The sequence below is a fragment of the Salmonella sp. 32082101201600294FB01SM01 genome, from assembly GCF_017572865.1.
Lineage (GTDB): Bacteria > Pseudomonadota > Gammaproteobacteria > Enterobacterales > Enterobacteriaceae > Salmonella > Salmonella enterica.
In genome coordinates, this window is sequence record NZ_JAGESB010000005.1 from 47,092 (window position 1) to 58,723 (window position 11,632).

General features: G+C 54.1%; 8 protein-coding genes. 6 read left to right on the forward strand and 2 right to left on the reverse strand.

Annotated elements, in window-relative coordinates:
* Positions 1-84 precede the first annotated feature (84 nt).
* Complete coding sequence (gene mrcA, locus J4645_RS18545) at positions 85-2,637, forward strand: peptidoglycan glycosyltransferase/peptidoglycan DD-transpeptidase MrcA (RefSeq protein ID WP_023202840.1); 2,553 nt, start codon at positions 85-87, stop codon at positions 2,635-2,637.
* Between the two features lie 95 nt (positions 2,638-2,732).
* On the opposite strand, the gene nudE is transcribed toward mrcA, so the two are convergent.
* Complete coding sequence (gene nudE, locus J4645_RS18550) at positions 2,733-3,296, reverse strand: ADP compounds hydrolase NudE (protein WP_000045725.1); 564 nt, start codon at positions 3,294-3,296, stop codon at positions 2,733-2,735.
* A 322-nt stretch (positions 3,297-3,618) separates the two neighbouring features.
* Between nudE and igaA the strand changes: the two genes are divergently transcribed.
* From igaA to hslO, 4 genes are all read left to right on the forward strand, one after another.
* On the forward strand, positions 3,619-5,751 hold the full coding sequence (igaA, locus tag J4645_RS18555; RefSeq protein WP_000104092.1) for an intracellular growth attenuator protein IgaA: 2,133 nt from the start codon (positions 3,619-3,621) through the stop codon (positions 5,749-5,751).
* Between the two features lie 64 nt (positions 5,752-5,815).
* On the forward strand, positions 5,816-6,484 hold the full coding sequence (gene yrfG / locus J4645_RS18560; protein WP_001727866.1) for a GMP/IMP nucleotidase: 669 nt from the start codon (positions 5,816-5,818) through the stop codon (positions 6,482-6,484).
* Positions 6,485-6,494: 10 nt separating this feature from the next.
* Positions 6,495-6,896: a ribosome-associated heat shock protein Hsp15 gene (gene hslR, locus J4645_RS18565; protein WP_000660721.1), complete on the forward strand. Its 402-nt coding sequence runs from the start codon at positions 6,495-6,497 to the stop codon at positions 6,894-6,896.
* A gap of 24 nt (positions 6,897-6,920) precedes the next feature.
* Positions 6,921-7,799 (forward strand): Hsp33 family molecular chaperone HslO, encoded by an 879-nt coding sequence (gene hslO, locus J4645_RS18570; protein WP_001135571.1) that lies wholly within the window; start codon positions 6,921-6,923, stop codon positions 7,797-7,799.
* A 110-nt stretch (positions 7,800-7,909) separates the two neighbouring features.
* Here the strand turns inward: hslO and J4645_RS18575 are convergent, their stop codons facing one another.
* Positions 7,910-9,619, reverse strand: coding sequence for a DUF4153 domain-containing protein (locus J4645_RS18575; RefSeq protein WP_023215165.1), 1,710 nt, complete (start codon positions 9,617-9,619; stop codon positions 7,910-7,912).
* Positions 9,620-9,998: 379 nt separating this feature from the next.
* Between J4645_RS18575 and pckA the strand changes: the two genes are divergently transcribed.
* The gene (gene pckA, locus J4645_RS18580; RefSeq protein ID WP_001265685.1) at positions 9,999-11,618 is read left to right on the forward strand and encodes a phosphoenolpyruvate carboxykinase (ATP); all 1,620 of its coding nucleotides are present in this window, start codon (positions 9,999-10,001) and stop codon (positions 11,616-11,618) included.
* Positions 11,619-11,632: the final 14 nt, after the last annotated feature.

Genomic DNA, 11,632 nt, shown 5'->3' on the forward strand with positions numbered 1-11,632 from the left:
GTATATCAATGCGTCTGGCTTGCCTTTATACTACCGCGCGTTTGTTTATAAACTGCCCAAATGACACTAAATGGGAAATCTCCAGTGAAGTTCGTAAAGTATTTATTGATCCTTGCAGTATGTTGCATCCTGCTGGGAGCAGGCTCGATTTATGGCCTTTATCGCTATATTGAGCCACAGCTACCTGACGTCGCGACATTGAAAGATGTGCGTTTGCAAATTCCGATGCAGGTTTACAGCGCGGATGGCGAACTTATCGCGCAATATGGCGAAAAACGCCGTATTCCCGTTACGCTCGATCAAATTCCGCCGGAAATGATCAACGCCTTTATCGCCACCGAAGATAGCCGCTTTTATGAGCATCACGGCATTGACCCGGTAGGTATTTTCCGTGCGGCCAGCGTCGCGCTCTTCTCCGGTCACGCATCGCAGGGAGCAAGTACCATTACCCAGCAACTGGCGCGAAACTTCTTCCTTAGCCCCGAACGCACGCTGATGCGCAAGATCAAGGAAGCGTTTCTGGCGATTCGTATTGAGCAGTTGCTGAATAAAAATGAGATCCTCGAACTCTATCTGAACAAGATCTATCTCGGCTACCGCGCCTATGGCGTTGGCGCGGCGGCACAGGTCTACTTTGGTAAGACGGTCGACCAGCTTAGCCTAAGCGAAATGGCGGTTATCGCCGGACTACCTAAAGCGCCTTCTACCTTTAACCCGCTCTACTCGATGGATCGGGCGATAGCGCGCCGTAACGTAGTGCTTTCGCGAATGTTAAGCGAGGGATATATCACTCAGGCGCAGTACGATCAGGCCCGTAGCGAACCTATCGACGCAAATTATCACGCGCCGGAAATCGCCTTCTCCGCGCCTTATCTATCGGAAATGGTGCGCCAGGAAATGTATAACCGTTATGGCGAAAGCGCTTACGAAGATGGTTATCGTATTTACACGACCATCACCCGCAAAGTGCAGCAGGCCGCGCAACAGGCGGTGCGTAATAACGTGCTGGACTATGACATGCGCCACGGTTATCGCGGCCCGGCGAATGTGCTATGGAAAGTGGGCGAAACGGCGTGGGACAGTAAAAAAATTACCGATACGTTGAAAGCGTTGCCAACCTACGGACCGCTGCTTCCCGCCGTGGTCACCAGCGCTAATCCGCAAGAGGCGACCGCTGCGCTTGCCGACGGTACGTCCGTTTCGCTACGTATGGAAGGAATGCGTTGGGCGCGGCCTTACCGCTCGGATACACAGCAGGGGCCGACGCCGCGTAAAGTTACCGATGTCGTCCAGACAGGTCAGCAAATCTGGGTTCGTCAGGTGGATAACGACTGGTGGCTGGCGCAGGTACCGGAAGTGAACTCCGCGCTGGTTTCGCTTAACCCGCAAACAGGCGCGGTACTGGCGCTGGTCGGCGGTTTCGATTTTAATCAGAGTAAATTTAACCGCGCGACGCAAGCTTTGCGTCAGGTGGGGTCGAACATCAAACCGTTCCTCTACACCGCCGCAATGGATAAAGGGCTGACGCTTGCCAGTATGCTCAACGATGTGCCGATTTCCCGCTGGGACGCCGGGGCAGGTTCAGACTGGCGTCCGAAAAACTCCCCGCCGCAGTACGCCGGACCGATTCGTTTACGCCAGGGGCTGGGGCAGTCGAAAAACGTGGTGATGGTACGCGCCATGCGCGCCATGGGCGTCGACTATGCGGCGGAATATCTGCAACGCTTCGGCTTCCCGGCGCAGAATATCGTGCATACCGAATCGCTGGCGCTGGGCTCCGCCTCCTTCACGCCGATGCAGGTTGCGCGCGGTTATGCGGTGATGGCGAACGGCGGTTTCCTGATCGACCCGTATTTCATCAGCAAGATTGAGAACGATCAGGGCGGCGTGCTCTTCGAAGCGAAACCGAAAATCGCCTGCCCGGAGTGCGATATCCCGGTCATTTACGGCAATACGCAGAAATCCGACGTGCTGGAAAACACCAATGTGGAAGAGGTCGCGGTTTCGCAAGAGCAGCAAAACAGCGCCGTACCGATGCCTGAGCTGGAACAGGCAAACCAGGCGCTGGTCGCGCAAAACGGCACGCAGGAGTACGCGCCGCATGTGATCAATACGCCGCTGGCGTTTCTGATCAAAAGCGCGCTGAACACCAATATCTTCGGCGAACCCGGCTGGATGGGTACCGGCTGGCGTGCGGCGCGCGACCTTAAACGTCGCGATATCGGCGGCAAAACCGGTACGACCAACAGCTCGAAAGACGCATGGTTCTCCGGCTATGGTCCTGGCGTCGTCACTTCCGTATGGATCGGCTTTGACGATCACCGCCGTGATTTAGGCCGCACTACCGCTTCCGGCGCGATCAAAGATCAAATCTCCGGCTATGAGGGCGGCGCGAAGAGCGCGCAACCTGCATGGGACGCCTATATGAAAGCCGTGCTGGAAGGCGTGCCGGAACAGCCGCTAACGCCGCCGCCGGGCATCGTCACGGTGAATATCGACCGCAGTACCGGACAACTGGCGAGCGGCGGTAACAGCCGTGAAGAGTATTTCATCGAAGGCACGCAGCCGACACAACAGGCGGTACACGAGGTGGGAACTACCATTATTGATAATGGTGAAACACACGAACTGTTCTGATCAAAAAAGGCGCTCCGGCGCCTTTTTTATTGTGTTTAGCGGATGACGGCGAACGGGGAGACAAACTTTCCGTTGGCTTGATCAACGCCGCGCCATCAGGCAATTCGGCCCTGTGCTTTCAACCACTCGCGTACCAGAAACAGCGCGCTGACGTTGCGGGCCTCGTTAAAATCGGGGTCTTCCAGCAGATCCATTAAATGCGCCAGCGGCCAGCGTACCTGCGGCAATGGCTCAGGCTCGTCGCCTTCCAGCGACTCCGGATAGAGATCTTCCGCCACCACGATATTCATTTTGCTGGAAAAATAAGAGGGCGCCATGCTGAGTTTTTTTAAGAAGGTCAGGTTATGCGCGCCAAACCCGACCTCTTCTTTGAGCTCCCGGTTCGCCGCTTCAAAAACGGTCTCGCCCGGATCGATCAATCCTTTCGAGAAGCCCAGCTCATAGGATTCGGTTCCCACCGCATACTCACGAATAAGAATCAGATGCTCATCAACGATCGGCACAATCATTACCGCCTCACGGGTTGATGGTCGCATACGTTCATACACGCGACGCACGCCGTTGCTGAACTCCAGATCCACGCTTTCTACGTTAAACAGTCGGGATTGTGCGACGGTTTCCACTTTCAGAATGGTGGGTTTTTGTAATGATTTGCTCATTGTGAGAATCTTTGCAGTGTAATCTGTGGTCATTGTGCGACATACCGCACGGTTTCGGCAATGCGAATTGCCGTTTATTTACATTTATGTAACGTAATAAAAATTAATTCTTATTTCAAATTAAAAGTCAATAGGTTGAAATAACTCCAGGAATTTGCTGATATTCCGTTTTTGGTGGTATTGCTATGATTTGCCTTCACTGGGATGCGCTTTACAATGCTCAAGTTCAACTCCACGCTTGCCGATAGCCAACCACAGAAAAATGTTTATTGGACAGGGTGCGACTGACCACGCCTGACAGACTTAGTAAGATGGGGAAAGCATGAGCACCATTCTGATTTTTATAGCTGCTTTGCTGGCCTGCTCTCTACTGGCAATATGGCGGTTCCGGGTAAAGTCCAGACGAGGGAGCTTACCGTGGATCAGCGCCTTTCAGGACGCGCAAACGCGTAAACTGTTGCCCGAAGAGCGCAGCGCGGTAGAAAACTATCTCGATAACCTTAGCCAGATCCAGCAAGTTCCGGGGCCGACAGGCGCCAGTGCTGCGCCCATCTCGCTGACGCTGAACGCGGAAAGCAACAGTGTCGTGATACTGACCCACTCCATCACCCGCTACGGCATTACCACTGACGATCCTAATAAATGGCGCTACTACCTCGACTCCGTCGAAGTCCATCTGCCGCCTTTCTGGGAACAGTACATCAATGATGAAAACAACGTTGAGCTGATCCTCACGGATACGCTGCCGCTGGTGATCTCTTTAAACGGCCATACGCTGCAAGAGTATATGCAGGAGTCGCGCGGCTACGCGCTACAGAATACGGCCTCTACGCAGGCGTCGATTCGCGGCGAAGAGAGCGAGCAGATTGAGCTGTTGAATATCCGTCAGGAGACCCACGAAGAATATGCGCTCAGCCGCCCGGCTGGCTTGCGCGAAGCGTTGTTAATCGTCGCCTCCTTTTTGTTATTCTTTTTCTGTCTGATAACACCAGACGTTTTTGTACCGTGGATGATAGGCGGCGCGATCCTGCTGCTGGCAGCCGGACTTTGGGGACTTTTTGCGCCGCCGTCGAAAAGCGCGCTGCGGGAAATTCACTGTCTGCGGGGAACGCCCCGCCGCTGGGGACTGTTTGGGGAGAATAATCAGGAGCAGATTAACAATATTTCGCTGGGCATCATCGACCTTATTTACCCTGCCCACTGGCAACCCTACATTACGCAGGATCTTGGGCAACAAACGGATATTGATATTTACCTTGATCGCCATGTCGCCCGCCAGGGCCGGTTTTTATCCCTGCATGATGAAGTGAAAAACTTTCCGTTGCAGCACTGGTTACGCAGCACTGTTATTGCTATCGGTTCGCTGCTGGTGTTGTTTATGCTGCTGTTCTGGATCCCGCTGGATATGCCAATTAAGTTCACGCTATCGTGGATGAAAGGCGCGCAAACCATTGAAGCGACAACGGTAAAACAGCTTGAAAAAGCTGGCGTACGGGTGGGCGATACGCTGCACCTGAGCGGTAAAGGAATGTGTAATATTCATTCCGGGGCGACCTGGAGCGGCCAGTCTAACTCCCCGTTTATGCCGTTCGATTGCTCGCAAATCATCTGGAATGACGCGCCTGCGCTACCGCTGCCGGAATCAGATCTGGTGAATAAAGCGATGGCGCTAAGCCAGGCGGTAAATCGTCAGCTCCATCCAAAACCCGAAGACGACTCGCGCGTCAGCGCATCTTTACGCTCCGCGATACAAAAATCGGGCATGGTATTATTAGATGACTTTGGCGATATTGTTCTGAAAACCGCTGATTTGTGCGCGGCGGAAGACGAGTGCGTGCGTCTGAAAAATGCGCTGGTTAATCTCGGTAACAGTAAGGACTGGAACGCGCTGGTGAAACGCGCGAACGCCGGCAAACTGGACGGCGTCAACGTGCTGCTACGCCCCGTAAGCGCAGAGTCGCTGGAAAATCTGGTCACGACCTCAACGGCGCCGTTTATTTCTCGCGAGACCGCGCGTGCCGCCCAGTCGCTGAATAGCCCCGCTCCCGGCGGATTCCTGATCGCCAGCGATGAAGGCAGCGAACTGGTTGATCAGGCCTGGCCGTCAACGCCGCTGTATGACTATCCCGCGCAGGAACAGTGGAGCGCCTTCCAGCGTCTGGCGCAAACGCTCATGCAGACGCCATTTAGCGCCGAGGGCATTGTCACCAGCGTGTATACCGATGCCAACGGCACGCAGCATATCAGCCTGCATCGTATCCCCGATAAATCCGGCTGGTGGCGTTACCTCGGCACCACGCTGCTGATGTTGGCAATGATAGTGAGCGCGGTCTACAACGGCATTCAGGCGTTCAGACGTTATCAACGCCACCGTACCCGTATGGCGGACATCCAGGAATACTATGAAAGCTGCCTCAATCCCAGGTTAACTGTCTCTCCGGAAAATCTCATCTGATAGCGCCGCCGTGCGACAGGGTATGCTACCCTGTCGCGCAAATTGCGTTACCCTGGAGTTCCCCATGCATATTGATATTGACTGGCAAAACGTGGATACCGTTTTGCTGGATATGGACGGCACGCTGCTTGATCTCGCGTTCGATAACTATTTCTGGCAAAAGCTGGTACCGGAAACCTACGGCGCGCAGCAGGGTATTTCGCCGCAGGACGCGCAGGAATATATTCGCCAGCAGTATCATGCCGTACAGCATACGCTAAACTGGTACTGTCTGGATTACTGGAGCGAGCGTCTGGGTCTGGATATTTGCGCCATGACGACGGCGCAAGGGCCGCGCGCCGTTTTGCGCGACGATACCATACCGTTTCTGAATGCGTTAAAAGCCAGCGGGAAACGTCGGATTCTGCTCACCAATGCGCATCCACATAACCTGGCGGTGAAGCTGGAGCATACCGGTCTGGCCTCACACCTTGATTTATTACTTTCCACCCACACATTTGGTTATCCCAAAGAGGATCAGCGGTTATGGCGCGCTGTCACTGAGGAAACGGGAATAAGCGCAGAGAAAACGCTGTTTATCGATGACAGCGAACCGATTCTCGACGCCGCCGCCCGGTTTGGTATTCGCTACTGTCTTGGCGTGACGAATCCTGATTCCGGCCTGGCGGAAAAGCACTATACGCGCCATCCGTCCCTGAACGACTACCGCCGTCTGATCCCCTCACTGATGTGAAGGAGACGCCATGAAAGAAAAGTCCTCCGTTGAGGTCAGACTGGATAAATGGCTGTGGGCCGCGCGTTTTTATAAAACCCGCGCGCTGGCCCGCGAGATGATTGAAGGCGGTAAGGTGCATTACAACGGCCAGCGCAGTAAGCCGAGCAAAATCGTCGAGCTGAACGCTACCCTTACCCTGCGTCAGGGAAATGACGAACGGACGGTGATCGTTAAAGCCATCACCGAACAGCGCCGTCCGGCCAGCGAAGCCGTCGCTCTGTATGAAGAGACGGCGGAAAGCGTGGAAAAACGCGAAAAAATGGCGCAGGCGCGCAAGCTTAACGCCCTGACCATGCCGCATCCGGACAGGCGACCGGACAAGAAAGAGCGCCGCGACCTGTTACGATTTAAACACGGCGACAGCGAATAACTGTCACCCGCAAGAGAGATGATTATGCCGCAACATGACCAATTACATCGTTATCTGTTTGAAAACTTTGCCGTTCGCGGCGAGCTGGTGACCGTTTCGGAAACCTTGCAACAGATCCTCGACAATCATACCTACCCGCAGCCGGTGAAAACCGTACTGGCCGAACTGCTGGTCGCCACTAGCCTGCTGACCGCAACGCTGAAGTTTGCCGGTGACATTACGGTACAGCTCCAGGGCGACGGGCCGTTAAGCCTGGCGGTGATCAATGGCAATAATCAGCAGCAGATGCGCGGCGTGGCTCGCGTTCAGGGCGACATCCCTGACAATGCGGATCTCAAAACGCTGGTTGGCAACGGCTATCTGGTGATCACCATTACGCCGGAAGAGGGTGAGCGCTATCAGGGCGTGGTGGGTCTGGAAGGCGATACTCTGGCGGCGTGCCTGGAAGATTACTTCCTGCGCTCCGAGCAGTTGCCGACGCGTCTGTTTATCCGTACCGGCGATGTCGACGGTAAACCGGCGGCAGGTGGAATGTTGCTTCAGGTGATGCCGGCACAGAATGCGCAGGCGGAAGATTTCGACCATCTGGCTATGTTGACGGAAACCATTAAAAGCGAAGAGCTGCTGACGTTACCGGCAAATGACGTGCTGTGGCGTTTGTATCACGAAGAAGAAGTCACGCTCTACGATCCGCAAGATGTTGAATTCAAATGCACCTGTTCACGCGAACGTTGCGCGGGCGCGCTGAAAACATTGCCGGATGAAGAAGTGGACAGCATTCTGGCGGAAGAAGGCGAAATCGATATGCACTGCGATTACTGCGGCAATCATTACCTGTTCAATGCGATGGATATCGCGGAGATCCGTAACAACGCCTCTCCTGCCGATCCACAGGTTCACTAATCGCCTCGTAGTCAGCAACGTCATTGCCTGATGGCGCTGCGCTTATCTGGCCTACAGCATCCCGCTCCGTAGGCCGGATAAGGCATTTATACCGCCATCCGACAAAAAGCTTACTCGTTGTAGTAATCCACATCCAACCGCTTACCATCAATAATGATATCGCGCCAGGCTTTGGGGGCTGAGTCTAACCGATGCCCGGCAATCGCGTGCAACAGTTGCGTCTTAGAAAACCCGTCCGGCAATCGGGCGAACGCTTTCTGCGTCCATTTCCCCTCTTTTAAGCCGTAGACCTGGCTCTCGGCAACAATAAAGTTATACAGCACCTGCTCAGGCTGACCGTCGCCGTTAAGATCCTGACTCACCAGCACGCAGGCATCCGGTTCAAGGCAGGAAGCGCCCGAATAACGCTGCTCTTTGACAAACGCCCAAAATGCGGCATCCGGCTTCTGACTACCGGGCGCAATCATCACCACCCGCGCTAAATCGTCCGCCGTCGGAGAGACCTTCTTTCTCTGCAAAAACGTCATCAGTTCACGATTGCGCTTTCTGTTCTGCGTAAACGCCTCGTCATCCCGCAACGATTTCAGCGCTTCCTGGCCAGGTTTGCCGCTGTGATCCAGCATATACAGGCTGATCTGATCCGCAGTAATTTTACCGCTATGGTAACGCGCCATATGGCTGTTGACGCTAATACGCCAGACATCAAGTACAGGCGAGGCCAGCAACAGCAATATCACCAGCGTCAACAAAGAGACGCTCAGTATCACCTTACCTTGCCACTCACCAGGGTCGCGTCCGCGGCGTAACAGACCGATCAGATAACCGAAGGACCATACCAGCAAGACAGACACCGTCAGCGCGCCATACAGACGATCCGGCGTCCAGCCGTATTGCTGAATGCGCACCCATAACGCCCAGCCCGCCAGCAGCATATATATCGGGGCAACGCACAGCGAGGCGCTAATCATGCCGCGTAGTACGCGCGGATAGGGTAATACGCGCTTTTGCGGTTCGTTGACAATCGCCACGAGGAGCAGCAGCATCAGCGTCAGCGTGGATAGCAGCCCCGCAGCGGAAACACGCGCAGAAATTGCCTCCAGTCCGGTAAAGGGTAACGTCACAATAAACAGCAATGCCAGCAGCGACACCACCGGCAGTAAACCCGTCGCGATCAGCGTCAGCAGCTTTTGCACCGCCGCCACAAGGCGCGACTGCGTGCGGGCGAGAATGACCGCCAGCGCCGTAATCAGGCCGATGGTCACATAAATAAAGGCTTCCGTTTCAAAGAAAAGGGTGCTGAAAAAGCGGATGCCCACCAGCCTGAATAGCGCGCTCCAGAGCAGAAGCACCAGCCAGAACAGTCCGTTAGCGATCAGGACGATAAACAATGTCAGTACGTTATGCCATAACCGCATATAAAACTGGGGATAACGCGCCGAACCGGTTTGCGAATGTAGCTGATATTGCATCCAGGGTAATACCAGCATCGCCATCAACACAAGCCGGAGACCATACAGCCAGAGGAGCTCGGCCAGGCGCCATTTCTCCACCGTCTCAACCTGCCATTTCAGCCAGCCGCTCATTGCCAGCACGACCACAAAGATCAGCCCCAGCCAGCCCCACAGCGCGCGCTGTTTAAAAGAGACCACGGTAAGCAATAGCATTGACGACAACGCTATCGTCGCAGGCATACCATAGAACAGCCAGTCGCTATTTTGTGGTACCAGCCAGGCCATCAGCAGGTAGCACAAGACGCCCTGCAGCAAACCGGTGAGCAACATACCCCAGCGAGTAGTACGTGAAAGCGCTACACTTTCCATGTCGTTATCCAGAATGATGAGAAAGTCGCATTATTGCATCATCTGTTCACCGCCAGGCGTCGTCATGCATAATTCAGAAAAAAACGCAGAGAGGTGAATCGATATTGTTAATGTTGGTGTTACGTAACTTTCTTACATGAATGCGATTACAGTCACATTATGTCGGTCAAAAACACTTCCTTTTAACGTTTTCAGAACATTTTCCACAACAAAAGTAGGTTTCCTGCCATAATAACCGCCGCTGCGTGACAGGAGTCACAGTGTTTTTCGTCAATCGTGATTTTGTCCAGATACGTAAATCTATGAGCCTTGTCGCGGTTAACCAACCTCAAAAAACCTTACTATTTTCGGTAATATATATTGGCTAAGGAGCAGTGATATGCGCGTTAACAATTTAACCCCGCAAGATCTCAAGGCTTATGGTATCAACGACGTCCAGGATATCGTTTACAATCCCAGCTACGACACCCTTTATCAGGAAGAACTTAATCCTGGTCTGGAAGGGTATGAGCGTGGCGTGTTAACTAACCTGGGCGCTGTTGCCGTTGATACCGGTATTTTTACCGGTCGTTCGCCTAAGGATAAGTATATTGTTCGCGACGACACCACGCGTGATACGCTGTGGTGGTCCGATAAGGGTAAAGGTAAAAACGATAATAAGCCGCTTTCCCAGGAAACCTGGCAACACCTGAAAGATCTGGTGACGCATCAGCTTTCCGGTAAACGCTTATTCATTGTTGATGCGTTCTGCGGCGCAAATGCCGACACGCGTCTTTCCGTGCGCTTTATTACGGAAGTCGCCTGGCAGGCCCACTTCGTTAAAAATATGTTCATTCGCCCAACGGACGAAGAGCTGGTAGGCTTCAAACCTGACTTTATTGTCATGAACGGCGCGAAGTGCACCAACCCGCAGTGGAAAGAGCAAGGGCTGAACTCGGAAAACTTCGTGGCGTTCAACCTGACTGAACGTATTCAGCTTATTGGCGGCACCTGGTACGGCGGCGAAATGAAAAAAGGGATGTTCTCGGTAATGAACTACCTGCTGCCGCTCAAAGGTATCGCCTCAATGCACTGTTCCGCCAACGTGGGTGAAAAAGGCGATGTCGCGGTCTTCTTCGGCCTTTCCGGTACCGGAAAAACCACTCTGTCCACCGACCCGAAACGTCGTCTGATTGGCGATGATGAGCACGGTTGGGATGACGACGGCGTGTTCAACTTTGAAGGCGGCTGCTACGCCAAAACCATCAAACTGTCGAAAGAAGCTGAGCCAGAAATTTATCATGCGATTCGCCGTGATGCGCTGCTGGAAAACGTCACCGTGCGCGAAGACGGCACCGTAGATTTCGACGATGGTTCCAAAACCGAAAACACCCGCGTCTCTTACCCGATCTATCATATCGATAACATCGTTAAGCCCGTATCCAAAGCAGGTCACGCCACTAAGGTTATCTTCCTGACGGCGGATGCTTTCGGCGTGTTGCCGCCGGTTTCCCGTTTAACCGCTAACCAGACGCAGTACCACTTCCTGTCGGGTTTCACCGCTAAACTGGCCGGCACCGAACGCGGCGTCACCGAACCGACCCCCACCTTCTCCGCCTGCTTCGGCGCCGCGTTCCTGACGCTGCACCCGACGCAGTATGCTGAGGTGCTGGTGAAACGTATGCAGGCAGCAGGCGCGCAGGCTTATCTGGTTAACACCGGCTGGAATGGCACCGGCAAACGTATCTCCATCAAAGATACGCGCGCAATTATCGACGCCATTCTGAACGGTTCTCTTGATAACGCGGAAACCTTCCGTCTGCCGCTGTTCGATCTGGCGATCCCGACTGAACTGCCAGGCGTGGATACCCACATTCTCGACCCGCGTAACACCTACGCGTCGCCGGAACAATGGCAGGAAAAAGCCACCGCGCTGGCGAAACTGTTCATTGAGAACTTCGAGAAGTATACGGATACCCCGGCAGGCGAAGCGCTGGTTAGCGCCGGACCGAAGCTGTAAGGAACAGGCCGGAT